This is a genomic window from Streptomyces sp. NBC_01454 (genome assembly GCF_036227565.1).
Classification (GTDB): Bacteria; Actinomycetota; Actinomycetes; order Streptomycetales; family Streptomycetaceae; genus Streptomyces.
The window spans coordinates 3,598,773-3,624,095 of sequence record NZ_CP109460.1; the positions used below are offsets into that span (position 1 = coordinate 3,598,773).

A 25,323-nucleotide genomic window follows, 5' to 3' on the forward strand; every position below is an offset into this window, starting at 1 on the left:
GAACCGGAGTGCAGCGACCTACTGGATTCCTTCGGCAGATCGCTGAGTCGCGCACAACGGCGTGCAACTTATTGATCGGAGAAATTCATGACCAGCTTGCTCCAGCTCACCCGGTTCCACGTCGAGGACAGCGCCCGGGAACTGTTGGGCAAGGAGATTTCGGAACGGGTCTCCGAAACCCGCCTGGACTCGGATCTTGACGACGCGATCCTCGCCAGGATCGGTGCCTACGCCCTGCGCCGCTACCTGCCGGGCGAGACCCTGCACGGAATCCAGGTGTTCACCGCCGGGGGCAGTCATGCGCTGACCCTCACCAACCTGCCCACCCAGGACTTCCCCGAGACCCCGGTCTCCGGATTCGGGGACGAGTCCCGGCTCGCCGTCACGAACGCGCTCCACCTCGGGCTGCTGCGGCTGCTCGGGTGCACACCGTTCGCCGTGACCTACGAGAACGACGGGCGTCTCATCCGCAACGTCGTGCCCAATCCGGAGGCCTCCGGCACGACCAGTTCCTGGGGCGCGGACTCGGAGTTCTTCTGGCACTCCGACAACCCCCACCAGCCCTTCAGCCCGCCCGGCTCGGACCCCCGGCTGTACGCACCGCCGTACCTGAGCTTCTACACCGTCCGCAACGAGGAGCGTGTGCCGACCGAACTGGTCGCGCTCGACGATGTCGTCGTACGGCTCGACGAGGACACCCGGCTCGCGCTGCTGGCCCAGGAGTTCCAGGTCGGGGCGCCCGCCTCCAACGACCAGCAGTCGACGGCGCCCCTGACGAAGACCTCCGTGCTGGAACCCGGTCCGGACGGCCGCCACCACCGCGCCCGCTACGACCGCGGCACCACGGTCGGCTGCACCGACGCCGCGGCCGCGGCACTGGAGCGCTGGTCCGGCGCGCTGGGCACCGCTCCGTCCACCGAACTCGTCCTGCAGCCGGGTGAGTTCATGATCTTCGACAACTACCGGGTGCTCCACCGCCGCAAGGCGTTCCTCCCGGCCCCCAACGCCACGGCGCGTTGGCTGCGCCGCTGCTACGCCGCCTGACGGCAGGCCCCGGCGCACCCCGTTCCCACCCCTGACACACCCCCTCACCGAAAAGGACGCACCATGGCAGGCAAGTTCCGCGTAGCGGTCATCGGCGGCAGGCCGGCACCCATCGCCGGCGCCAAGGAACTCGGCATCGACGTGGTCCTCGTGCACGAGGAAGGCGCCTACGACCCGGCGATAGCCGTGCACTGCGAACGCATCGTGCACGCACCCATCGCCGACGGCCAGGCCCTCCTCGACACCCTCAAGCCGCTGCACGACGAGCGCCCCTTCGACCGGGTCCTGACCACCACCGAGCCCGCGGCCGAGTCCACCGGCTTCGTCGTGGACGCCCTCGGCCTGCCCGGCGTGAGCGAGGCCACGGCCCGCGCCCTCAAGGACAAGGCGCTCACCCGCGAACTCCTCGCCAAGCACCACCTGAGCCCGGTCCTCTACCGCATGGTGCACAGCGCCGCGGAGATCGCCGCGTTCCAGGCCGAGGTCGGCGGGACCGTCATCGTCAAGCCCGTCGACGGCGTGGCGAGCCTGCACATCCACCCCGTCGAGAACGCGGACGACGCCGAGGCCGCGTGGAGCGCGCTGCAGGCGGCGGAGATCTCGGGCGTCATCGCCGAGGAGTACCTCGACGGCCCCGTCGTCAGCGTCGACTCCTTCTCGCACGAGGGCCGGCACCTGACGATCGGCTACTCCGAGTACCGGATGAACGAGAAGTACGTGGAGTGGGAGGTCAGCACCCCCAGCCGGGTCGCCGTCCCCCAGCTCGAGGCGCTGCGCGAGCTGACCCCCAAGTTCCTCGACGCCGTGGGACTCACCGAGGGCCCCTCGCACAGCGAGTTCGTCCTGACGAAGCACGGGCCGCGGGTCCTGGAGTCGCACGCCCGGCTCGCGGGCAGCGGCGCCCCCGAGCTCGTACGGCGAGCCTTCGGACTGAACCTGAACCGCATGTTCCTCACCGTCCCGCTCGGCATCGACGAACTGCCGCAGACCTCGCCGGAGCCGCTGGGTGGCGCCGCGGTCCGCTTCTTCACCCCCGAGCCGGGCCGGATCACCGCCCTCGACGTCCCCGAGGACGCTGCCGACGTCATCCGCCACGTCCCCCGGGGCGAGGTGGCCCAGGTCTTCCTCCCCTACCTGGACGAGTTCATGGACGTCGACGTGGCGGCCGTCATCGCCAAGAGCGAGGGCGACACCGTGCCGCCGCTGCTCACCGTCGCGGACTGCGTCTCCGGGTACGTCATCGCCTCCGGGCGCGACGCCGAGGACGCGGTCGCCAAGTGCGAGACGGCCAACGCCCGGATCCGCTTCGAGACGAGCTGATCTCGCACGGCCTCCCGGCGGAGGTCCGACGCCGCGATGAATTGCTGCGAGCACTCGGGCTTCGCGCCCGGGTGCTCGCCGAACGATGACCAGTCCCACGGATATGGATGAGAAGAGAGTGCCCGTGAGAACGATCGCTGCCGCTGCCTCGGCGCCCCCCGCCGCCCCGGCCGACTCCGTCACCCAGTTGAGGAACGTCCGCCGCCTGGTCGAGAAGGAGTTCGCGGCGGACCAGCCGCTCACCCGCGCCGCCCTGCACCTCATCGACTGCGCCACCGACGTCGTGGCCCGGCTGCCCGAGGGCGACCTCGACGCGGCCCGCGAGGCGCTCGGCTCGGCCCGCGCCGCCGTGGTGTCGGCGACGTACGCGGTGGGCAGCGTCCACAGCCGGACGCAGCTGGCCAGGAAGAGCGCGCTCACGGCGCCGGAGGCGGGGCAGGCATGAAGGACCACCTCCTCGTCATCCACCGGTGGCGCGACGGGTACGCGCGCTACGAGAACTACCTCGACCACGAGGCGTACGACGTCACCTATGTGACGACCAACCTGGGGCTGCCCTCCGTACCGGCCGGCGCGGCCGCGGTCCGCATGGTCCCCGCCACCGACGACTTCGACGGCGTGTGGCCGGCCGTCGCCCACCTGAGCGCGCGGTTCGGCCGGCCGCAGCGCGTACTGGCCCTCAACGAGGGCGACCTGGACACCGCGGCACTGGTGCGCGAGAAGCTCGGCTGCGCCGGGCAGACCCCGGACCGGCTGGCCCGGTTCCGCGACAAGCTGACCATGAACCGCGTGATCGCGGAGGCGGGCATCCCGGCTCCCGCCTTCGCGGACGCGCCTGACGAGGCCGCCGTGGAGACCTTCGCGCAGACCCACGGCTGGCCCGTCGTGGTCAAACCCCGCCGCGGCACGGCCAGCCGCGGCGTCGTACGCCTGGACTCCGCGGCGGATCTGCCACTGCTGCGCACCCTGCCGCCGGAGCCGCGCCTGGTGCAGACGTACTGCGCCGACCCGGTGCTGCACATCGACGGCCTGTGGACGGGCGAGGCCCTCGGCCCCTGGCGGGCGTCCCGGTACGTCAACACCTGCGTGGACTTCACCGAGGGCGAGGCCCTCGGATCGGTCGAGATCGACGACCCCCACCTCCTGGATCTCATAGGTGAGTTCACCGCCCGCGCGGCCGGTGCGCTGAGCACCGAGCCCTGGGTCTTCCACCTGGAGCTGTTCGCCGGCCGGTCCCCGGACGGCGCTCCCGTGCTGCACTTCCTGGAGGCGGGCTACCGCGTCGGCGGCGCCGAGATTCCCTTCGTGTGGCGGGAGGTGCACGGCATCGACCTGATGGCCGCAGCGGCCGACATCCAGCTCGGCAACCGTCCCGACCTGCCCGTACCGTCCCATTGGCACACCGGCGGCTGGCTGCTCGTCCCGCTCCCCGTGCCGGCCCCGTGCCGGGTGGTCTCCTGGGACCTCCCGGCCGGGCCGGACCCGGACGAGGGCCCCTACGCCTCCGTCGTCCCGCCCGTGGGGCATGTCCTGCCGCGCATCGGCGGATACGAGCACGTGGGGGCGCGGTTCCGGTTCCGGGGCACGACCAGCGGGGACGTCGAGAAGGCCGTGCTGAGGACGGCCGCCGAGTTCCGCCTCGAGTGCTCGGCCGAGGTGACCGCTCCGGTCGCCGGACGCCGCCAGGCCTGCGGACTGGACCGGTGACCCAGGTGACGCTCTCCACCCGGGGGGCCGTCCGGGCTCCCGCCGTACTCGTCCTGGAGGACGGCCGCAGCTTCCGCGGCCGCGCCTACGGAGCCGTGGGGCAGACCCTCGGCGAAGCCGTGTTCAACACCGGCATGACCGGCTACCAGGAGACGCTGACCGACCCCTCGTACCACCGTCAGGTCGTCGTGATGACCGCTCCGCACATCGGCAACACCGGGGTGAACGACGAGGACCCCGAGTCGCAGCGGATCTGGGTCGCGGGCTATGTGGTGCGCGACCCGGCCCGGACCACCTCGAGCTGGCGTGCACGGCGCTCGCTGGACGACGAGCTTGTCGCGCAGGGTGTGGTGGGGATCAGCGGCATCGACACGCGTGCGCTGACCCGCCATCTGCGCGAGCGCGGCGCGATGCGGGTCGGCATCTTCTCCGGCGACTCCCTCGCGGACGAATCCACCCTGCTGGAACGGGTGCGCCGGGCCCCGGAGATGGTGGGCGCCGACCTGTGCGCCGAGGTCGCCACGAAGGAGGCGTATGTCGTTCCGGCGATCGGCACGAAGAGGTTCACGGTCGCCGCGATCGATCTGGGGATCAAGGGCATGACGCCGCACCGGATGGCGGAGCGCGGTATTGAGGTGCATGTGCTGCCCGCGACGGCCACTGTCGAGGATGTCTATTCGGTGCATCCGGACGGGGTGTTCCTCTCCAACGGTCCCGGCGACCCGGCCACGGTCGACCTCACCGTGATCAAGGCCGTCCTGGAGCGGAAGACGCCGCTGTTCGGTATCTGCTTCGGCAACCAGATCCTGGGCCGTGCGTTGGGTTTTGGGACGTTCAAGCTGAAGTACGGGCATCGGGGGATCAATCAGCCGGTGCAGGACCGTACGACGGGCAAGGTGGAGGTCACCGCGCACAATCACGGTTTCGCCGTCGACGCCCCGCTCGACAGGGTCTCCGAGACGCCCTTCGGCCGTGCCGAGGTCTCCCATGTCTGCTTGAACGATGACGTGGTGGAGGGTCTGCACCTCCTTGACCAGCCGGCGTTCAGTGTTCAGTACCACCCCGAAGCCGCCGCGGGTCCGCATGACGCCGCGTACCTCTTCGACCGCTTCGTTTCCCTGATGGAGGGCCAGCGTGCCTAAGCGCACCGATATCCAGTCCGTCCTGGTCATCGGCTCCGGTCCGATCGTCATCGGCCAGGCCGCCGAGTTCGACTACTCCGGCACGCAGGCCTGCCGGGTCCTGAAGGCCGAGGGCCTGCGGGTCATCCTGGTGAACTCCAACCCGGCGACGATCATGACCGACCCGGAGATCGCCGACGCCACCTACGTCGAGCCGATCACCCCGGACTTCGTCGAGAAGATCATCGCCAAGGAGCGCCCGGACGCGCTGCTGCCCACGTTGGGCGGGCAGACGGCGTTGAACACGGCGATCTCGCTGCACGCGTCGGGCACCCTCGATAAGTACGGCGTCGAGCTGATCGGCGCCAACGTCGAGGCGATCAACAAGGGGGAGGACCGCGATCTGTTCAAGGAGGTCGTCGCGGCCGTCCACGCCAAGATCGGGCACGGTGAGTCCGCCCGCTCGGTGATCTGCCACTCCATGGACGACGTCCTGGCGGGCGTCGAGACCCTCGGCGGCTACCCCGTCGTGGTCCGTCCCTCCTTCACCATGGGCGGCGCCGGCTCCGGCTTCGCCCACGACGAGGAGGAACTGCGCCGCATCGCCGGCCAGGGCCTGACGCTGTCCCCGACGACCGAGGTGCTGTTGGAGGAGTCGATCCTGGGGTGGAAGGAGTACGAGCTGGAGCTGATGCGCGACAAGCATGACAACGTCGTGGTCGTGTGCTCCATCGAGAACTTCGACCCGATGGGTGTGCACACCGGTGACTCGATCACGGTGGCGCCGGCGATGACGCTGACCGACCGGGAGTATCAGACGCTGCGGGACATCGGGATCGCGGTGATCCGTGAGGTGGGGGTCGACACCGGCGGCTGCAACATCCAGTTCGCGGTCAATCCCGAGGACGGCCGGGTCATCGTCATCGAGATGAACCCGCGGGTCTCGCGCTCGTCGGCGTTGGCATCGAAGGCCACCGGCTTCCCGATCGCGAAGATCGCCGCGCGCCTCGCGGTGGGCTACACGCTGGATGAGATCCCCAACGACATCACCGAGAAGACCCCGGCCTCCTTCGAGCCGACGCTTGACTACGTCGTCGTCAAGGTGCCGCGGTTCGCTTTCGAGAAGTTCCCGGCCGCCGATGCGACGCTGACCACGACCATGAAGTCGGTCGGCGAGGCCATGGCGATCGGCCGCAACTTCCCCGAGGCGCTGAACAAGGCCCTGCGCTCGCTGGAGAAGAAGGGCAGCCAGTTCGACTTCGTCGGCGAGCCCGGTGACCAGGCCGAGCTGCTGGTCAAGGCCCAGGTCCCCACCGATGGCCGGATCAACACCGTCATGCAGGCCATCCGTGCCGGGGCGAGCCCCGAGGAGGTCTTCGATGCCACGAAGATCGACCCGTGGTTCGTCGACCAGCTCTTCCTGATCAAGGAGATCGCGGACGAGATCGCGGCCGCCGAGAAGCTCCACCCGGAGATCCTTGCGGATGCGAAGCGGCACGGTTTCTCCGATGCCCAGATCGCGGCGGTCCGCGGGCTGCGTGAGGACGTCGTCCGCGAGGTGCGCCACGCGCTGGGTGTCCGTCCGGTCTACAAGACGGTCGACACCTGTGCCGCCGAATTCGCCGCGAAGACGCCGTACTTCTACTCCTCCTACGACGAGGAGAGCGAGGTCGCGCCCCGCGAGAAGCCGGCCGTGATCATCCTCGGCTCCGGTCCCAACCGCATCGGCCAGGGCATCGAGTTCGACTACTCCTGCGTCCACGCCTCCTTCGCGCTGAGCGACGCCGGCTACGAGACGGTGATGGTCAACTGCAACCCCGAAACCGTCTCCACCGACTACGACACCTCCGACCGCCTCTACTTCGAGCCGCTGACGCTTGAGGACGTCCTGGAGATCGTGCACGCCGAGACCCAGGCCGGCCCGGTCGCCGGCGTCATCGTCCAGCTCGGCGGCCAGACCCCACTCGGCCTGGCCCAAGCCCTCAAGGACAACGGCGTACCGATCGTCGGCACCCCGCCGGAGGCGATCCACGCCGCCGAGGACCGCGGCGCCTTCGGCCAAGTGCTCGCCGAGGCCGGGCTGCCCGCCCCCGAGCACGGCACCGCCACCACCTTCGACCGGGCCAAGGAGATCGCCGACAAGATCGGCTACCCCGTCCTCGTCCGCCCCTCGTACGTGCTCGGCGGCCGCGGCATGGAGATCGTCTACGACGAGGCCCGCCTCTGCACCTACATCGCGGAGTCCACCGAGATCAGCCCCACCCGCCCGGTCCTGGTCGACCGGTTCCTCGACGACGCGATCGAGATCGACGTCGACGCGCTCTACGACGGCCACGAGCTCTACCTCGGCGGCGTCATGGAGCACATCGAGGAGGCCGGCATCCACTCCGGCGACTCCGCCTGCGCCCTGCCCCCCATCACCCTGGGCGGCTACGACATCAAGCGCCTGCGCGCCTCAACGGAGGCCATCGCCAAGGGTGTTGGCGTCCGCGGCCTGATCAACATCCAGTTCGCGATGGCCGGCGACATCCTCTACGTCCTGGAGGCCAACCCCCGCGCCTCACGCACCGTCCCCTTCACCTCGAAGGCGACCGCGGTGCCGCTGGCCAAGGCCGCCGCCCGGATCTCCCTGGGCGCGACCGTCGCCGAACTGCGCGCCGAGGGCATGCTCCCCGCCACCGGCGACGGCGGCACCCTGCCGCTGGACGCGCCGATCTCCGTCAAGGAAGCCGTCATGCCCTGGTCGCGGTTCCGCGACATCCACGGCCGCGGCGTCGACACAATCCTCGGCCCGGAGATGCGCTCCACCGGCGAGGTCATGGGCATCGACTCCGTCTTCGGCACCGCCTACGCCAAGTCACAGACCGGCGCCTACGGTCCGCTGCCCGCCAAGGGCCGCGCCTTCATCTCGGTCGCCAACCGGGACAAGCGTTCGATGATCTTCCCGGCCCGGGAACTCCTCACCCACGGCTTCGAGCTGCTCGCCACCTCCGGCACCGCCGAAGTCCTGCGCCGCAACGGCATCGACGCCACCGTGGTCCGCAAGCTCAGCGAGGGCGAAGGCCCCGGGGGCGAGCGGACGATCGTTCAGCTCATCCACGACGGCGAGATCGACCTCATCGTCAACACCCCCTACGGCGCCGATGGCCGTCTCGACGGATACGAGATCCGCACCGCCGCCGTGGCCCGGTCCGTACCGTGCCTCACGACCGTCCAGGCGCTGGCCGCGGCCGTCCAGGGCATCGAGGCCATGTCCCGCGGAGACGTCGGCGTCCGCTCCCTCCAGGAACACGCCATGAAGCGCTGAGGGTTTCTGCCGTTCGGTGATCCCGTACTGCCCGCCCCGATTCCCCCCGGCGACCCCGCAGCGATTCCCGAACTGCCCACTCCCCCGCCGCCCCTGACCTGCCCCGTTCCACAACTCCCCGCCCGGGGGAGGACGTTGCCGGCCACGGATCGCCCTATGTGGATCGTGTGACAGCCGCCGATGGACGGCTGTTACACGGCTGACAGACCACCGAGAAGCACCCCCCATAGCTTCTGAACCGGCCGAACGACCCCCACGAACCGGAGCAGAAGCCATGAACCTCAGCACGAGCAGGTCGCAGCGCATGAAGACGGCCTTCGGCGCCGGACTCGCCGCCGTCGCCGTCCTCGGCACGTTCGCCACCGCCCAGTCGGCCGACGCCGCCACCGCGCAGCACCCCGCGAAGGCCGCCCGCGCCGGCAGCGCCCCGTACGTCATCAACCACTACGGCGAGGAGAACGCGGACCAGGGCCGCGCCGAGCGCAGCCCCGCGCACCTGGTGCTCTCCGAATTCACCTCGGCCCAGGGCCTCCACTGGAAGCAGTGGGACGCGAAGAAGGCCGTGGCCACCGGGCGGCTGTCCGGCACCTTGTGTCTTCCCAAGTGCACCGGCACCGGCTATCCGGCCACCATCGAACTCAGCCGTCTGGAGCGCCGGGAGAACGTCTCCTACTACACCCGCGCCGCCGTCCACTCCGACCGTCTCCCGCCCGGCGGGCACGACGGGGCGGGCGATCTGAGCGCGGTGCGGCTGCCCGTCCCCGAGTCCTAGGAACTGCCGGCGATGACTGACGTGCTGCTCATCGAGGATGATCCGCTGCTGCGGGAAGCCACCCAACTCTCCCTGGAACTGCACGGATACGGGGTCCGCACCGCCTCCGACGGCCACGCCGGACTGGCCCTGTTCCACGACCGCGCGCCCGATGTCACCGTCGTGGACGTCATGCTGCCGCCTGCACCGAGCGGCTGGACGTTGGTCTTCTCCACGTAGCTGTTGAACTCATCGGCTTTGCCGCCCGGTACCGCGTCAGGAGCTCAACACCGCTGCAGCTCGTGACGCTTGGATCCAGAGTGTGCTGCCCTGTCCGCACACGCATCGTCACGCACATCAATGGCCCGGGCTCGATAACCCGGTGGTGGGGCGGGTGGGCCATCGTCCACACTGCGCCGATGAATAGCCGATGCCCGTGTCCATGTTGCGGGCATCTCATCCTTGACGACATGCCCGGCTCCTTCGAGATCTGCTGGCCGGCGATGGCGGGCGGAGCCAATCCGACCTCACTCATCGACGCACAGCGCAACTATGAGGACTTCGGCGCCTGCGACCGACAAGGCTTGGCCCACGTCCGCCCACCGGCCGCGACGAACCGCTCGATCCCGCTTGGCGCCCCATCGATCAGTCCCACGACTCCTTCGAGGACTGGGGCTCAGGGCCGCGGGCCCCATGACCCGAGGACCGCTCGGTGTTGTGCCGGCGGCTGCCAACCTTCTGGAGCCGCGACACCTCGACGAACACAGCCTGAGCCAACCACTCCCGAGAGAAACCCGCAGGGCATCCCGAATCGAAGCTCTCGTCCCGCAGTTGGACGGCGATGCGGCCGAATCCGTGGATGCCCGCGCCGAGCCGCAGGCGAGCCGGTAGCGACGCTGTGCCGCGACAGGAGCACAAGGTCGTAGCTGGGCGTGGACATGCCCACGATCATGGAGATCCTGCGGCACACCCAGATCAGCCAGACCCGCCGCTACGTGAAGGGGCGATCGCACCTGTCGAAGGGCGCGATGACCCGCATGGAGAACACCTTCCTCCCTCGGCAGGAAGCCACCTCTGAGACCAGAACTGAGACCGCCGCCACCCGCGCAGACCGCTCCCGGCGCCGTCGCCACATCCGCTGAACGAGAAAACCCCAGGTCAGAGTGATTCCGACCTGGGGTTTCAAGATGAGCCGCCTTCGGGATTCGAACCCGAGACCTACGCATTACGAGTGCGTTGCTCTGGCCAACTGAGCTAAGGCGGCGTGGTGCGCGGCCCAGTCTACACATCGTTGAGGGGTGCATTGTCACCGGTTTAGGGGCTGGTCAGAGGTTGGCCGGAAGGTGTGTGAGGGGTGTGGTGCGGATCACTTGCAGCGTTTGCCCTTCGGGGGGACGGTGCCGTCGAGGAGGTAGGTGTTGATCGTGGTGTCGATGCAGTCGCTGCCGCGGCCGTAGGCGGTGTGGCCGTCGCCCTCGTAGGTGAGGAGGGTGGCGCTGGAGAGCTGGCGGGCAAGGGCCTTGGCCCAGACGTAGGGGGTGGCCGGGTCGCGGGTGGTGCCGACGACGAGGATCGGGGCGGCGCCCTTGGCCTCGATGCGGTGGGCCGTGCCGGTGGGCTTGACCGGCCAGTACGCGCAGTTCATGGCGGCCCAGGCGAAGCTTTCGCCGAAGACCGGGGAGGCCTTGCGGAAGCCCGGCACGGCGGCGCGGACCTGGGCGGGGCTGCGGAAGGCGGGCGCGAGGTCGATGCAGTTGACGGCGGGGTTGGCGTACATCTGGTTGCTGTAGGTGCCGTTCGGGTCGCGCTCGTAGTAGCTGTCGGAGAGGGTGAGCAGCCCGCGGCCGTCGCCGGCCTTGGCCTGGGCCAGGTACTCACGCAGGACCGGCCAGGCCCGTTGGTCGTACATGGCGGCGATGACGCCTGTGGTGGCGAGGGATTCGGTGAGCTTGCGTTCCTGGCCCGTCGCCGCCGGGTGGGCGTCCAGCTTCTTGAAGAGGGCGGACAGCTGGCGGCCGGCGTCCGTGGTGCTCTTCGTGCCGAGCGGGCAGTCCTTTTGCTTGATGCAGTCCGCGGCGAACGACGTGAAGGCGGTGTTGAAGCCGGCGGTCTGCTCGAGGTTGGTGGCGCGGGAGTCGAGCTCCGGGTCCATGGCGCCGTCGAGGACCATGCGGCCGACGCGGGAGGGGTAGAGGCCGGCGTAGGTGGCGCCGAGCATGGTGCCGTAGGAGGCGCCCACGTAGTAGAGCTTCGCATCGCCCAGGACGGCGCGCAGGACGTCCATGTCGCGGGCGGCCTCGATGGTGGAGACGTGCGGGAGCAGCTTGCCGGAGCGGGATGCGCAGCCCTTGGCGAACGCGCGGTAGGCGTTGACGAGCTTGGTGGTCTCGGCCGAGGAGTCCGGGGTCTGGTCGACCTCGGTGTAGCGGTCCATCTGCTTGTTGGACAGGCACTCGACCGGTGCGCTGCGGGCCACGCCGCGCGGGTCCATCGCCACCATGTCGTAGCGGGCGCGGACGGCGGCGGGCTGGGGTGCGTACTGCTGGAGGTAGTCGATAGCGGAAGCGCCGGGGCCGCCCGGGTTGACCATCAGGGAGCCGATCCGGCTGCCGGGGCCGGTGGCTTTCTTGCGGGCCACCGCGAGCTTGAGGTCGTTGCCGGTGTCGGGTTTGGCGTAGTCCAGGGGGGCCTTCATCGTGGCGCACTCGAATCCGGACACTCCGCAGGGGCGCCAGCTCAGCTTCTGGTCGTAGTACGGGCGGAGGTTGCCGGGCGTGGAGGACGCAAGGGGCGCAAGGGTGGCGTCGGCGGCGGGGCGCTGGGCGCCGGCTTCCGTGGTGCCGCCCGCGGACGTCTCGCCGTCGGGGGACGAACTCCCCGAGGAGCAGCCGGAGATCAGCAGAGCGGTGGCCGCGAGAACAGCGGCGGAGGTGCGGAGCAGACGGCTGGTGGCCATGGGCGGTGTCCCTTGGTCTCGGTCCGTGGAATCTGGAGTGCGGTGCGGTGCGGTCCTTGGAGGTGGAGTGCGGGGCGGTGGGGGTGTCGGGCGGGGAGCCGGTGGGTGGGGTGGGTGAGGGTGACGGCTCCTCAACGGAGAGTATCCGGGTGGGGACGTTGTGTGTGCGGTTCCGGGGGCGGGAAGGGTGGGGATCGGCGGGAGGGGTGGGGTCGGGGTGGCGGGCCCCGCTCGTGCGGTGCCGGTCAGCCGGCGCGGAGGGCCGCCGTCATGGCCTCGACCGCGAGGAGCGGGGCCACGTTGCGGTCCAGGGCCTCGCGGCAGGCGATGACGGCTTCTATCCGGCGGAGGGTGCGTTCGGGGGTCGAGGTCGTGGCGATGCGCTGGATGCTGTCGCGCACCTCGTCGTTGGCCAGCGCCACCGAGGCGCCCAGCTGGAGGGTGAGGACGTCGCGGTAGAAGCCGGTGAGGTCGACCAGGGCCAGGTCGAGGCTGTCGCGCTGGGTGCGGGTCGAGCGGCGCTTCTGTCGGTCCTGGAGCTCCTTCATGGCACCGGCCGTGCCGCGCGGCAGCCGGCCGCCGGTTCCCGAGGCGGCGCCGAGCGCGGCGCGCAGCTCCTCGGTCTCCTTGGTGTCGACGTCCTCGGCCACCTGCTTGGCATCCTCACCCGCGGCGTCGATCAGCTCCTGGGCGGCCTTGAGGCAGCCGCCGATGTCGTCGATGCGGAGCGGGAGTTTGAGCACGGCCGTCCGGCGGGCGCGGGCCCGCTCATCGGTGGCGAGACGGCGGGCCCGGCCGATGTGCCCCTGGGTGGCGCGGGCGGCCCGGGCGGCGGCCGCCGGCTCGATGCCGTCCCGGCGGACGAGGACCTCGGCGACGGCGTCGACCGGCGGCGTGCACAGGGAGAGATGGCGGCAGCGGGAGCGGATGGTGGGGAGGACGTCCTCGACGGAGGGGGCGCAGAGCAGCCAGACCGTACGGGGGGCGGGCTCCTCCACGGCCTTGAGGAGGACGTTGCCGGCGCCTTCGGTGAGGCGGTCGGCGTCCTCCAGGACGATCACCTGCCAGCGGCCGCCGGCCGGCGAGAGGGAGGACCGCCGGACCAGGTCACGGGTCTCCTTGACGCCGATCGACAGCAGGTCCGTACGGACGATCTCGACATCGGCGTGCGTGCCGACCAGGGCGGTGTGGCAGCCGTCGCAGAAGCCGCAGCCGGGGGCGCCGTACTCTCCCGCGCGGTCCGGGCTGACGCACTGCAGGGCGGCGGCGAAGGCACGGGCCGCGGTGGCCCGGCCGGAGCCCGGCGGGCCCGTGAACAGCCAGGCGTGGGTCATCTGGGAGGCACCGCTCCCGCCGGCGGACGGCGCCGGCCGCGCACCGCGCCCGGCCCCGGCCGCGGCCGCGGCGTGCTCCGCGGTGATGAGGGCGTCCGCATCGTGCGCGGCCGCGGCCAGCTGCACCGTCACCCGGTCCTGGCCGACCACGTCGTCCCATACCGTCATCGCTGCCCGCCGTTCCTGTCCGTTCCGTACCGCTCGTGGTGTGCGGAGTGCGCCCGCGCCCGGCCGCGCACACCACGCATTGCTCCGCGCCCGACCCATTGTGGTGCACCCCACTGACAAACGGCTCCGGAACCCGGCGCCGGACGGCCCGGCGGACACGTGCGCAGGAGCGGAAACGGCCGTGGCCGCAGCTTTCGGGCTGCGGCCACGGCCGTGGGTGAGCGCTTCCGGGCCGGTGCTAGCGGCGCCGTCCCCGGCCGCCGCGGCGGCCGTTGTCGCCCGCGCCGCCGCCCGAGCCGCTGTCCGTTTCGTCGTCGTGCTCGCCCAGCAGCTCGTCGGCGAGCGTCGGCAGATCGTCCAGCGGGGTCTCCTCCGCCCATTCGGGGCGGGGGCGGCTGCGCTGCGGAGGCTCGACGGGGTGACCCGTTGCCGGGTCGATCTGCGGGAGTTCGCGGGTGCGCTCGACGCGCGACTCGGCCGGGGAGCCGGACCGCCGTCCCGATGCCGTGGCGTGCCCGGTCTCCGGTGTTCCCGGCGTCTCCTTGCGGAACATCCACGACGGCACGCGGTCGGCGGGGTCGCCCTCCCGGTCGTGCCGGAGCCGGCCGGCGGTGCCGCTTCCACCGGCGTCCCGTACGGGCGGCAGGACGGCGGTCTCCTCCGCGTCCGTGCCGGCCCCGCGGTCGTGCCGGGCGTCCCGGGCGTCCCGGGCGTCCCGGGCGTCCCGGGTGTCCCGCACGGAGGGCAGCACAGCCGTCTCGTCCGCCGCACCGGACGGGTGTCCGCCCTGCGCCTCGGGCCACGACACGACCTCGGTCCGCTCGGTGTCCGCGCCGGAACCGGACGCCGCAGGCTCCTCGGGCGCGCTCTCCGCCAGCCGCTTGCGCAGATCCGCGACCGGCGTCTCCGCGGTGGGAGCGTCCGCCGCCTCGTTCGCGGCCCGGGCCTCGGCCGCCGCTTCGGCCGCCGCCTTGGCCTCCGCCGCGGCCGCCGCCTCCGCGGCCGCCCGCCGTGCCTCCTCGGCACGGACCAGGGCTGCCTCGGCCTTGCGCTGCTTCTCCAGGCGGCGCTCCTCGGCCTCCTTGCGCAGCCGCGCCTCTTCCTCGTGCTGCCTGCGCAGGCGCTCCTGCTCGGCCTCGCGGGCGCGCTCCTCCGCCTCGCGGCGCTGCCGCTCCGCCTCCGCGGCCTGCCGGGCCTCGTCGGCGCGCTTGCGGGCCTCTTCGGCCTGCCGGGCCTCCTCGCGCGCCCTGGCCTCCTCGGCTTCGCGGCGCTTGCGCTCCTCTTCGTCGGCGCGCAGCTTGGCGAGCTGCTCCTGGCGCTCGCGCTCCAGGCGCTCTTCCTCCGCCTTGCGCGCGGCCTCCTCCTCGGCCTTGCGGCGGGCCTCCTCCTCGGCGGCCTTACGGGCCTCGGCCTGCGCCTGGATCTCGGCCTCGGACAGCGGGAGGACCTGGTCGAGGCGGTGCCGCACGACGGTGGTGACGGCTTCCGGCTCCTGGCCGGCGTCGACGACCAGATAGCGCGCGGGGTCGGCGGCGGCCAGCGTCAGGAAGCCTGCCCGCACCCGCTGGTGGAACTCGGCGGGCTCGGACTCCAGCCGGTCCGGTGCCTCGGTGAAGCGCTCCCGTGCGGTCTCCGGGGAGATGTCGAGCAGCACCGTCAGATGGGGGACGAGGCCGTCCGTGGCCCAGCGCGAGATGCGGGCGATCTCCGTGGGCGCGAGGTTGCGCCCGGCGCCCTGGTAGGCGACCGAGGAGTCGATGTACCGGTCGGTGAGGACGACCGCGCCGCGCTCCAGGGCGGGCCGGATGACGCTGTTGACGTGCTCGGCCCGGTCGGCGGCGAACATCAGCGCCTCCGCACGGTCCGAGAGCCCGGACGTCGAGACGTCCAGGATGATCGAGCGCAGGCGCTTGCCGATCGCGGTGGCGCCCGGCTCGCGGGTCACCACGACCTCGTGGCCCTTGCTGCGGATCCACTCCGCGAGCGCCTCGACCTGGGTGGACTTGCCGGCGCCGTCGCCGCCTTCGAGGGCGAGGAAGAAGCCGGTGGGGGCGGGCGCCTGGGCCGGGTCGCCGCCGCGCAGCGCCTCGCGCAGGTCGCGCCGCAGCGGCACGCCCTGCCGGTCGTCGACCTTGCCGAGCACCAGGGCGGCGACCGGCAGCAGCAGCGCGCCGGCCAGCATCAGGGTGTAGGCCGCACCGCCGTAGGCGAAGTTGAAGGTGCCGTCTCCGAGGTGGTGCGGGCCGATGACGGCCGCGAGCAGCGGCGCCACGATGGCGGCCACCGCGACCGAGAGCCGGACGACGGCGTGCAGATGCTCGGTGGTGCGGGCGGTGCGGGACTCCTCGGACTCCTGCTCCAGCAGGACGTGCCCCGTATTGGCGGCTATGCCGGCGCAGACACCGGCCAGCAGCGCGAGCACCAGCACCGTCGTCGGGTCCGGGACCAGCCCCATGGCCAGCAGCGCGAGGCCGGTGGCGGCCACCGCCAGGGCGAGCAGCCGGCGCCGGGAGAGGGCGGGCAGCACACGGTGGGCGGCGCGGATGCCGATCACCGTCCCGCCGGTCAGCGCGAGCACCAGCAGCGCGAAGGTGGCCGGTCCGCCGGCCAGGTCGTAGCCGTGCAGGACGGCGAGCGCGACGGCGGCGGCGATCGCGGCGGCCACCGCGGCGCAGGTCGTCACCAGCAGCGGGATCACGCCGGTGCGGCCCTTGTCGGCGGCCGCCGGGGCCGTGCCCGGCTCGGCGTTCTCACCCGGGGCCGGCTGTCCGGTCTTCGCTCCCGTGGTCCGCGGGCGGCGCAGCCCCTCCAGGGGGGAGCGCGGCCGCGGCGTCGGCACACCGGGGAGTTCGATGAAGTAGAGGATCGATACGGAGGCGGCGAACAGACCGGCGGCGACATACGAGCCGAGCGCGGCCTGGTGCAGGTGGAACCAGTCGATGCCGGTGCCCAGCAGCTTGCTGACGAGGGTGACGACCACGAGCGCGGCGGCCGCGATCGGCAGCGAGACGAAGCCGGTGCGCAGCGAGAGGCGGCGCAGGGCGTCCATGTTGTCCGGGAGCGGCCGGACGGCGGCACCCTCGGGGGGCGGCGCGGGCAGCAGCCCGGGGGCCGCGCTCTCCCGTGCAACGGTCCAGAAGCGTTCGGCGACGCCGATGACGAAGACCGTCACCAGCAGCCAGGCCAGTGCGTCGTCCGGCGTCCAGTTGATCCACAGGGGCGCGATGACCAGCAGCGCGAGCCTCAGCAGATCCGCGCCGATCATCGTCCAGCGCCGGTCCAGCGGCCCCGAGGGCGCGGTGAGCGCGGACAGCGGGCCCAGCAGGACGGCCCCGAAGAGCAACGTCGACAGCATCCGCGCGGCGAAGACCACGGTGACCGCGAGAGCGGCACCCCGATAACCACCGCCGAAGACGGGCTCGCCGCCCAGCGGTACGTACAGCGCCGCCTGCAGGGCGAGGAGTACGAGGACAAGCATGGACAGGGCATCGCCGATACCCCCGACGAACTGGGCGCTCCACAATCGCTTCAGTGGGGGGAAGCGAAGCAGGGCTCGCACGGCGCGCTCGCGGGAATCCGCCGCTAGGGCGCCTGAAGTGGGGGTCACGACCGTTGGCTGCTCGGCACGCGTCATCTCGCCAGCCTATCGGGACACCCCACGCCGTCGAGCGCCCACCCGAACAAATGGGCGGACCCGACGGAAGGAATCCGTCGGGTCCGCCTCTGTCCTGCGGGTTGCCGCCGAGCCGGCCGGGCCGGGCCCGGCCGCGCGGTGGCTAGTCCTCGGCCGGCGCCGCCGCCTTCTTCGCCGCCGCGGTCTTCGCGGTGGCCTTCTTGGCGGTCGTCTTCTTCGCCGTGGTGGTCTTCTTCGCCGCGGTCTTCTTGGCCGTCGTCTTCTTCGCGGCCGTCTTCTTGGCCGGCGCCTTCTTGGCCGGCGCCTTCTTGGCCGGCGCCTTCTTGGCGGTCTTCTTCGCCGGCCCCTTGGCGCGCTTCTCCGCCAGCAGCTCATAGCCGCGCTCGGCGGTGATCGTCTCGACCTCGTCGTCCCGCCGCAGGGTCGCGTTGGTCTCGCCGTCGGTGACATACGCACCGAAACGACCGTCCTTGACCACCACCGGCTTGCCACTGACCGGGTCCGTGCCCAGCTCCTTCAGCGGCGGCTTGGCGGCGGCCCGCCCGCGCTGCTTGGGCTGGGCGTAGATCGCCAGCGCCTCGTCGAGCGTGATCGTGAAGAGCTGCTCCTCGCCCTCCAGGGAGCGCGAGTCGGTGCCCTTCTTCAGATACGGGCCGTAGCGGCCGTTCTGCGCGGTGATCTCGACGCCCTCGGGGTCCTTGCCGACGACGCGCGGCAGCGACATCAGCTTGAGCGCGTCCGACAGGCTCACGGTGTCCAGGGACATCGACTTGAAGAGCGAGGCGGTGCGCGGCTTGACCGCGTTCTTGCCGGTCTTCGGGGTGCCCTCGGGCAGGATCTCGGTGACGTACGGGCCGTAGCGGCCGTCCTTGGCGACGATCTGGTGGCCGCTGTCCGGGTCCATGCCCAGCTCGAAGTCGCCGCTCGGCTTGGCGAGCAGCTCCTCCGCGTACTCCACCGTCAGCTCGTCGGGCGCCAGGTCGTCGGGGACGTCGGCGCGCTGGTGGCCCTCGGCGTCCTTCTCCCCGCGCTCGACGTACGGGCCGTAGCGGCCGACCCGCAGCTTGATGTCGTCACTGACCGCGAAGGACGAGATCTCCCGGGCGTCGATCGCGCCCAGGTCCTCGACCAGTTCCTTCAGGCCGCCGAGGTGGTCGCCGTCGCCGTTACCGGCGTCCGCGGCACCCCCCTCGCCGTGGCCCTCGCCGTAGTAGAAACGCCGCAGCCACGGCACGGACTGGGCCTCACCGCGCGCGATGCGGTCGAGGTCGTCCTCCATCCTGGCGGTGAAGTCGTAGTCGACCAGCCGACCGAAGTGCTTCTCCAGGAGGTTGACCACCGCGAAGGACAGGAACGACGGGACGAGCGCGGTGCCCTTCTTGAAGACATAGCCGCGGTCGAGGATCGTGCCGATGATCGACGCATAGGTCGACGGACGGCCGATCTCGCGCTCTTCGAGCTCCTTGACCAGCGTGGCCTCGGTGTAGCGGGCGGGCGGCTTGGTGGCGTGCCCGTCGGCGGTGATCCCCTGCGCGGCCAGCGCATCGCCCTCGGCGACCTGCGGCAGCCGGCGCTCGCGGTCGTCGAGCTCCGCGTTCGGGTCGTCGGCGCCCTCCACATAGGCCTTGAGGAAGCCGTGGAAGGTGATGGTCTTGCCGGACGCGCTGAACTCGGCGTCCCGGCCGTCGGCGGAGCGGCCGCCGATCTTGACGGTGACGGAGTTGCCGGTCGCGTCCTTCATCTGCGAGGCCACGGTCCGCTTCCAGATCAGCTCGTAGAGCCTGAACTGGTCGCCGCTCAGACCGGTCTCGGCCGGGGTGCGGAAGCGGTCGCCGGAGGGGCGGATCGCCTCGTGCGCCTCCTGGGCGTTCTTGACCTTGCCCGCGTAGGTGCGCGGCTTGTCGGGGAGGTAGCTCGCGCCGTACAGCTGCGTCACCTGCGCCCGGGCCGCGGTGACCGCGGTGTCCGAGAGCGTGGTGGAGTCCGTACGCATATAGGTGATGAAGCCGTTCTCGTACAGCTTCTGCGCCACCTGCATGGTGGCCTTGGCGCCGAAGCCGAGCTTGCGGCTGGCCTCCTGCTGGAGGGTGGTCGTCCGGAACGGGGCGTACGGCGAGCGGCGGTAGGGCTTGGACTCGACCGAGCGCACCGCGAAGTCGGTGTGCTCCAGGGCGGCGGCGAGCGCGCGGGCGTTCGCCTCGTCCAGATGGAGCACATCATTCTTGAGCTGCCCGTTGGGACCGAAGTCACGGCCCTGGGCGATACGGCGGCCGTCGACGGTGTTGAGGCGGGCGGTCAGCACCGACGGGTCGCTGACGTCACCGGCCCGGCCGGTGGCGAAAGTGCCGGTCAGGTCCCAGTACTCGGCGGAGCGGAACGCGATGCGCTCGCGCTCCCGCTCGACGACGAGACGGGTCGCGACGGACTGCACCCGGCCGGCCGACAGCCGGGGCATGACCTTCTTCCACAGGACCGGCGAGACCTCGTAGCCGTAGAGGCGGTCGAGGATCCGGCGGGTCTCCTGGGCGTCGACCAGCTTCTGGTTCAGATCGCGCGGATTGGCCACGGCCTCGCGGATCGCGTCCTTGGTGATCTCGTGGAAGACCATCCGGTGGACGGGGACCTTGGGCTTGAGGATCTCCTGGAGGTGCCAGGCGATGGCCTCGCCCTCGCGGTCCTCATCTGTGGCGAGATAGAGCTCATCGGACTCGGCCAGCAGCTCCTTGAGCTTCTTGACCTGGTCCTTCTTATCGCTGTTGACGACATAGATCGGCTGGAAGTCGGCGTCGACATTCACGCCGAGACGGGCCCAGGGCTCGCCCTTGTACTTCGCCGGGACCTCTGCGGCGCCGTTGGGCAGGTCACGGATGTGCCCGACGCTGGCCTCGACCACGTAGCCAGGGCCGAGATAGCCCTTGATCGTCTTCGCCTTGGCAGGCGACTCGACGATGACGAGTCGGCGGCCGCCGCCTGTGGTCTCGCTGGTCGGGGACAACTTCGCTCTTCTCTCCGGTCGACGCTGGGAATACCCCCCGGTCGGACGTTGGGGGCGCACTGCGGTGACGCTTGACGCTGCGGAGTGTGACGGTACCTCCCGGCCCCGTGTCAAACGGAAAAACCCCGCAACGCCACTCGAACGGTAACCCGACTACATGCCTTCATGCCGCCCGGACCGCACCAGGCGTTCCCCGCGGGCCGGGAACGGGACCGGTGGATCATGGCGGGCCCGCGCCGCATTGCTGCGTCCACCTCGGACGACTCCCGCGGACCGCGGTCCGCGGCACCACCGGTGATCTCACACGGTGACGGATCCCCGACGGTTCGCCGGTCGCCCGGCGCCGGTCTCCGTACTGTCCGCGAGCGGCGAACCGTCACAGGGCGGCGCCGAATGCCGTCATTGCCTTGATACAGCATGTGAGCGGGCTGGCAGGATGGACACGGCACGGCTCGCCGTTCGAGCCGAGTACAGCCGTCGTCACGCACCCTCGGGGGGACCACTCATGGCGCACCAGTACCCCGGACCGCCGCCGGAACAGCCGCCCGGCCAGAACCCTTACGCCGCACCGGACGGCGGCGCGCCCGCCGGCTCCGGCTACGGCTTCCCGCAGGGCGGCCGCCCCGGGGAGCCCGCATACGGCTATCCGCAGACCCCCTCGCAGCCGCCGCCCGGCTACGGCGCTCCGCACGAGGGCGCGCAGCAGCCACCCGCACCGGGCTTCCCGCCGGCCGCCCCGCCGCAGCCGGCGCCGGGCGGCCACCAGGGCGGAGCGCAGCCCGGCGGGATGATGCTGTCGCTCGGCGACATCGCGGTCAGCGGCGACATGATCATGACGCCCGCCGGGCCGATGCCGCTGAAGGGCGCGGTGTGGACGGCGACCGATATGTCGCGGACGGAGGAGCGGATGCCGACGCACGCGGTCGTGCTCGCCATCGTCTTCTTCCTCTTCTGTCTGCTCGGTCTGCTCTTCCTGCTGATGAAGGAGCGGGTGACGACCGGGTTTGTGCAGGTCACGGTGAACAGCGGCGGCCGGCACCACTCCACGATGATCCCGGTGCAGTCCCGCGAGCAGGTCATGTTCGTGCTCAACCAGGTCAACTACGCCAGGTCGCTGAGCGTGTGAGTCCGAAGGAGCTGTGGGGTCCCGCCGAGTCCGCGGGACCCACGGGGGCGGCGGTCCGCCGGCGCACTCTGCGCAGCGCGTCGCTCGCGCTCGGCCTGGGCGTCCCCGCCGCCGGCTATCTCTGGCACACCGATCCGCACCGGCCGGGGCAGTTGCTGCTCCCCTGCCCGTTCAAATGGGCCACCGGGCTGCTGTGCCCGCTGTGCGGCGGGACGCGGATGGCGTACGACCTGATGCACGGCGAGGTGGTGACGGCCTTCCACGACAACGCCGTGCTCCTGACGCTGGGCGCGCCGGTGGCGGCGTACGCCGTCGCACGCTGGCTGATCGCGGGGCTCGGCGGGCGCACGTACCGGCCGCGGGTGACCGGCCGCGGCAATGCCGTGGTGCTCGGCATTGCCGCGGTGTGGATGGTCGCCCGCAATCTCGTCGGATAGGGGCGCGGCCGCCGGAGCGGCCGGGGGACGGTCCGGCGACCGGACCGTCCGAGGTCAGCGGACGGTGACCTTGACCACCGGCGAGACGGTGCTGCCGGCGCCGATGCGGAGCTGGTTGACGCCCTTGATGCCGAGCTTGACCCGCACCGAGTAGGCGCCCTTGGAGTTGACCGGCGACTGCGCGGGCAGCGCGACCCACTTGGCGCCCTGCTTCTGCTGGACGGTGACCTTGGTGCCGGCCTTGATGCCCTTGGCGGCGCCGGAGATCCGGAACTCCTGCCAGGCGTTGACCGTGGTCGTGCTCGCCTTGGCCGTCAGGCTGGCGGCGGCCGGCGCGGCGGCCACGACCGAGGCGGGCGTGTGGAGGTCCTGCGGCGCGGCGAAGGCCGCGGCGGAGCCGCCGGCGAGCAGGGAGACGGCGATGACGCCGACGGCGGTGTAGCGGAGTGCACGGTTCATCTGAGTTCCTCACTGATGGGGTCGGTACGCCTGCCGGTGGTGGCCATGGGCCGACCGGCTTGCTGAGACCTTCTTCACTGAGGAACATGAGCGGCAGCACCGGAAAGTTCCCGCGTACCGCCACAGATCGGCCAACTACGACAGAACTGGCCTGAAGTGAACGTCGTGCCTCGTCAGAGCTGTGGAGGGTGAGGCCGTCGCACGACGGCGGGGGCCCGGCAGGCGGCTAGAGAGCCGCCAGCAGCCAGCAGCCCGTGGCGAGGAACGCCACCCCGCACAGCAGCGCCGTCGCGGTGGCGACCGGACGGCTGACTCCGTCGGCGACCGGCACACCGGTCCGCAGGCACACGCCCGTCCATGCCAGCAGTCCACCGCCGAACAGCGCGAACGCCGCACCGGCGAATGCCTCGGGTCCACTCTCCATGCGGGGAGCGTGGCACGCCGGGGCGGCCACCTGGCGAACGCCGGATGAACGGCTTCCGCGTGTCCCGCGCCGCCCCTTCCTCGCCCCGGTCAGCCGCTCGCCGCCACCGGCTCCAGAAACCCCTGCTCGACCAGCATCCGGATCGATGCCGGGGTGCGGTCGCGCAGCAGGACCGGGTCCTCGCCGACGAGTTGGGCGATGGCGTCCAGAATCCGTCCGGCGGGCAGCGAGCCGTCACACACCCCGGCGAACCCCGCGCCGACCGTGTCCACCTTCGTCGCCCGCCGCATACCGCGGTTCTGACGCAGCACCACATGCTCCGGGTCCTCCGCCCCGGGCAGCCCGACCTGCTCCTGCACCACCCCGTCCGCGAGCCGGAAATGGGCGGCCAGCAGCGCCGCGTCGTCCGTGTCCCGCAGATAGTCCCGGCGGGCGAAGTGTTCCACGACCGACTCCCCCAGGGGCTGCTCGACCGGATGCGGCCATTCCTCGACCGTGATCGAGGGGGTCTCCGCCCCGGACTTGCGCAGCGTGATCCAGCCGAAGCCGACGGCCCTGGTCTTGTGCGCCTCGAACTCGTCGAGCCAGGCGTCGTACCGCGCGGTGTACGTCTCGTCATCGGCGCGGTGGTCCCCCGCGTCCCGCAGCCACAGCTCGGCGTACTGGGTGATGTCCTGCACCTCGCGCTGCACGATCCAGGCGTCGCAGCCGCGCGGCACCCAGGAGCGCAGCCGGTCCTGCCACTCCTCGCCCGCCACGTGCTGCCAGTTGGCCAGCAGCTGGCAGTACCCGCCGTCGTTGAGCCGCGCGGCCGACTGCTGGACGAGCGTGCGGCACAGGTCGTCGCCGCCCATGCCGCCGTCGCGGTACGTCAGCCGGGCCCCCGGCGAGATCACGAACGGGGGGTTGGACACGATCAGGTCGTAGGTCTCCTCCCCGACGGGCTCGAACAGCGAGCCCTCCCGCAGATCCGCCGGCCGGGCCCCGGAGAGCGCCAGCGTCAGCGCGGCGACCCGCAGCGCCCGGGGGTTGAGGTCGGTGGCGGTGACCCGCGTCGCGTGCTGCGCGGCGTGCAGTGCCTGGATGCCGGAGCCCGTACCGAGATCGAGGGCCCTGGCGACCGGGCGGCGCACGGTGATGCCGGCGAGGGTCGTGGAGGCGCCGCCGACGCCGAGCACCAGCTCCGAGCGGTCCGCGTCCCCGGCACCCCGGATGCCGCCGGCGCCGCCGACCGCACACCCCAGATCGGAGACGATCCACCAGTCCTGCCCCTCGGGACCGCCGTACGGACGGACGTCCACACTGGCGCGCAGCTCGTCGCCGTCCCGCACCAGCCAGCCGTCGGCGAGGCAGTCCGCGACCGGCAGTGCGGCCTGTGCCCGCGGCAGCGCCACCGGGCGCTGCAGCAGGAACAGCCGCACCAGAGTCTCCAGCGGACCGTCGCCGCGCGTCGCCCGCAGCGCGGGGACGGTCTCGCTGCGCGCCAGCGCGGCATAGGCCGGGGCGCCGAGCAGCTCCAGCAGCCCGTCGGCGGTGAAGTCGGCGGCCAGCAGCGCCTCGCGCAGCCGGGCGGTGCGGGCGGTGCTCTCGGGGTCCTGGGCATCTGCGGTGGGGAGGTGCGTACTCACGCCCCCATTGTCGGCCCTGCCACCGACAATCGGCGACGGCCCGGCGCCACGTCCCTTCCGGGCGCGTCGCCGGGCCGTCCCGGGCCGTGGCGGGGCCGCGTGCACCGCGGTCCGCCGCCGCTTCGGCCTTCCCTGCCGTCCCCGGCCGCTAGGACTTCTTGGACTGCGTGGGGGCCGGGGAGCCGGACGCGGCCGGGTTCTGACAGCCCTTCTGGTTGGCCATCGCCGTACCGACGTCGCCGGCCTCGAGGTTCTTGAAGGCGGCCTCGCTCTGCTTGTTGAGCTTGTTGATGCCGTTGGACAGGTCGCGCAGACCGTCCGCGAACTTGAGCTTGTCCGAGGTGTCCAGTTTGTTGACCTGCTTCTGGAGGTCCGCGTATCCCTTGGACAGCGAGTTGAGCTCCTTGACCGCGTTCTGCTGGGCCTGCTTGCCCTGATCGGTGGGCGGCGGCCCGGCCTTCTCCAGGGACTTGGCCAGCGAGGCGTACGCCTGGGAAATCTTCTGGAACGCCGCCGAGTCGGTCTGCTGGACCTTCTTGGAGTCCGTGTTGCCGTTGTCGGCCGTCTGCATGGCGCCGTTGGCGTCCTGGATCTGCTTGAACTGAGCCTGCGCAGGGTCGCAGAAACTCTTCGCCCAGTCGTTGAGCTTCTTGTTGCTGTCGTCGCTGCAGCCGGTCAGCGCGAGCACCAGTGCCGCACCGCCGGACAGTGCAGCCACAAGCTTCTTGTTCACCGGATTGGTCCCTTCCATGGCTCTCGGCCCCGGAACATACACGTCCAAAGGGCCTGGGCATCGGGTCGGCCATCGCGGCCCGTCCTCATTGCAGCCATTTGCACCAAGCGCCGCAGGGCCACCCGGGCACACGGAAGGCGGGTGGCCGGCGTCGGTAAAAAACGCCGTCCACCCGCCCA

19 protein-coding genes, 1 tRNA gene and 1 pseudogene are annotated in these 25,323 nt (G+C 71.4%); 12 read left to right on the top strand and 9 right to left on the bottom strand.

The genetic code is table 11. From position 1 onward, the window contains the following. Window positions 1-87: 87 nt before the first annotated feature. From OIU81_RS15775 to OIU81_RS15820, 10 genes and pseudogenes are all read left to right on the top strand, one after another. Window positions 88-1,044, top strand: coding sequence for a TauD/TfdA family dioxygenase (locus tag OIU81_RS15775; protein WP_329148212.1), 957 nt, complete (start codon window positions 88-90; stop codon window positions 1,042-1,044). A 63-nt stretch (window positions 1,045-1,107) separates the two neighbouring features. Next, window positions 1,108-2,364 carry an ATP-grasp domain-containing protein gene (locus OIU81_RS15780; protein ID WP_329148214.1) on the top strand — a complete coding sequence of 419 codons (1,257 nt, stop codon included), beginning with the start codon at window positions 1,108-1,110 and terminating at the stop codon, window positions 2,362-2,364. A gap of 124 nt (window positions 2,365-2,488) precedes the next feature. Continuing rightward, window positions 2,489-2,809, top strand: coding sequence for a hypothetical protein (locus OIU81_RS15785; protein WP_329148216.1), 321 nt, complete (start codon window positions 2,489-2,491; stop codon window positions 2,807-2,809). Then, window positions 2,806-4,071 carry an ATP-grasp domain-containing protein gene (locus OIU81_RS15790; RefSeq protein WP_329148218.1) on the top strand — a complete coding sequence of 422 codons (1,266 nt, stop codon included), beginning with the start codon at window positions 2,806-2,808 and terminating at the stop codon, window positions 4,069-4,071. Before OIU81_RS15785 ends, OIU81_RS15790 begins: the two co-directional genes overlap by 4 nt. 5 nt (window positions 4,072-4,076) lie before the next feature. Continuing rightward, a complete protein-coding gene (gene carA / locus OIU81_RS15795; RefSeq protein ID WP_329155179.1) occupies window positions 4,077-5,213 on the top strand; it encodes a glutamine-hydrolyzing carbamoyl-phosphate synthase small subunit in 1,137 nt (378 codons plus the stop codon). Then, window positions 5,206-8,499, top strand: a complete 3,294-nt coding sequence (carB, locus tag OIU81_RS15800) for a carbamoyl-phosphate synthase large subunit (RefSeq protein WP_329148220.1) — start codon at window positions 5,206-5,208, stop codon at window positions 8,497-8,499. Before carA ends, carB begins: the two co-directional genes overlap by 8 nt. Before the next feature lie 274 nt (window positions 8,500-8,773). Further along, window positions 8,774-9,271 (top strand): hypothetical protein, encoded by a 498-nt coding sequence (locus OIU81_RS15805; RefSeq protein WP_329148222.1) that lies wholly within the window; start codon window positions 8,774-8,776, stop codon window positions 9,269-9,271. Window positions 9,272-9,283: 12 nt separating this feature from the next. Beyond that, window positions 9,284-9,490, top strand: coding sequence for a response regulator transcription factor (locus tag OIU81_RS15810; RefSeq protein WP_329148224.1), 207 nt, complete (start codon window positions 9,284-9,286; stop codon window positions 9,488-9,490). Between the two features lie 230 nt (window positions 9,491-9,720). Beyond that, window positions 9,721-10,176 (top strand): CPCC family cysteine-rich protein, encoded by a 456-nt coding sequence (locus OIU81_RS15815; RefSeq protein WP_329148226.1) that lies wholly within the window; start codon window positions 9,721-9,723, stop codon window positions 10,174-10,176. Then, window positions 10,177-10,392 (top strand): annotated as a pseudogene (locus OIU81_RS15820) (tyrosine-type recombinase/integrase); the annotation flags it as partial. It abuts the gene before it with no gap. Window positions 10,393-10,440: 48 nt separating this feature from the next. Here the strand turns inward: OIU81_RS15820 and OIU81_RS15825 are convergent. The 5 genes from OIU81_RS15825 to topA form a co-directional block, all read right to left on the bottom strand. Next, window positions 10,441-10,514, bottom strand: a tRNA-Thr gene (locus OIU81_RS15825). A gap of 102 nt (window positions 10,515-10,616) precedes the next feature. Beyond that, a complete protein-coding gene (locus OIU81_RS15830) occupies window positions 10,617-12,206 on the bottom strand; it encodes an alpha/beta hydrolase (RefSeq protein ID WP_329148331.1) in 1,590 nt (529 codons plus the stop codon). Between the two features lie 245 nt (window positions 12,207-12,451). Next, a complete protein-coding gene (locus OIU81_RS15835; protein ID WP_329148333.1) occupies window positions 12,452-13,708 on the bottom strand; it encodes a DNA polymerase III subunit delta' in 1,257 nt (418 codons plus the stop codon). A 238-nt stretch (window positions 13,709-13,946) separates the two neighbouring features. Further along, on the bottom strand, window positions 13,947-17,342 hold the full coding sequence (tmk, locus tag OIU81_RS15840) for a dTMP kinase (RefSeq protein ID WP_329148335.1): 3,396 nt from the start codon (window positions 17,340-17,342) through the stop codon (window positions 13,947-13,949). Between the two features lie 142 nt (window positions 17,343-17,484). Next, window positions 17,485-20,337, bottom strand: coding sequence for a type I DNA topoisomerase (gene topA, locus OIU81_RS15845; protein ID WP_329148337.1), 2,853 nt, complete (start codon window positions 20,335-20,337; stop codon window positions 17,485-17,487). 505 nt (window positions 20,338-20,842) lie between these two features. Between topA and OIU81_RS15850 the strand changes: the two genes are divergently transcribed. Then, a complete protein-coding gene (locus tag OIU81_RS15850) occupies window positions 20,843-21,463 on the top strand; it encodes a hypothetical protein (protein WP_329148339.1) in 621 nt (206 codons plus the stop codon). Continuing rightward, window positions 21,460-21,900, top strand: a complete 441-nt coding sequence (locus OIU81_RS15855; RefSeq protein WP_329148341.1) for a DUF2752 domain-containing protein — start codon at window positions 21,460-21,462, stop codon at window positions 21,898-21,900. Before OIU81_RS15850 ends, OIU81_RS15855 begins: the two co-directional genes overlap by 4 nt. A 54-nt stretch (window positions 21,901-21,954) precedes the next feature. Here OIU81_RS15855 and OIU81_RS15860 read toward each other — a convergent pair whose 3' ends face one another. The 4 genes from OIU81_RS15860 to OIU81_RS15875 form a co-directional block, all read right to left on the bottom strand. After that, window positions 21,955-22,359: a hypothetical protein gene (locus OIU81_RS15860; RefSeq protein WP_329148343.1), complete on the bottom strand. Its 405-nt coding sequence runs from the start codon at window positions 22,357-22,359 to the stop codon at window positions 21,955-21,957. A 226-nt stretch (window positions 22,360-22,585) separates the two neighbouring features. Continuing rightward, window positions 22,586-22,783 (bottom strand): hypothetical protein, encoded by a 198-nt coding sequence (locus OIU81_RS15865; protein ID WP_329148345.1) that lies wholly within the window; start codon window positions 22,781-22,783, stop codon window positions 22,586-22,588. A gap of 89 nt (window positions 22,784-22,872) precedes the next feature. After that, window positions 22,873-24,411, bottom strand: a complete 1,539-nt coding sequence (locus OIU81_RS15870; RefSeq protein ID WP_329148347.1) for a DUF7059 domain-containing protein — start codon at window positions 24,409-24,411, stop codon at window positions 22,873-22,875. 148 nt (window positions 24,412-24,559) lie between these two features. Continuing rightward, entirely contained in the window at window positions 24,560-25,144 is a 585-nt protein-coding gene (locus OIU81_RS15875; RefSeq protein ID WP_329148349.1) for a small secreted protein, read from the bottom strand. Between the last annotated feature and the right edge of the window lie 179 nt (window positions 25,145-25,323).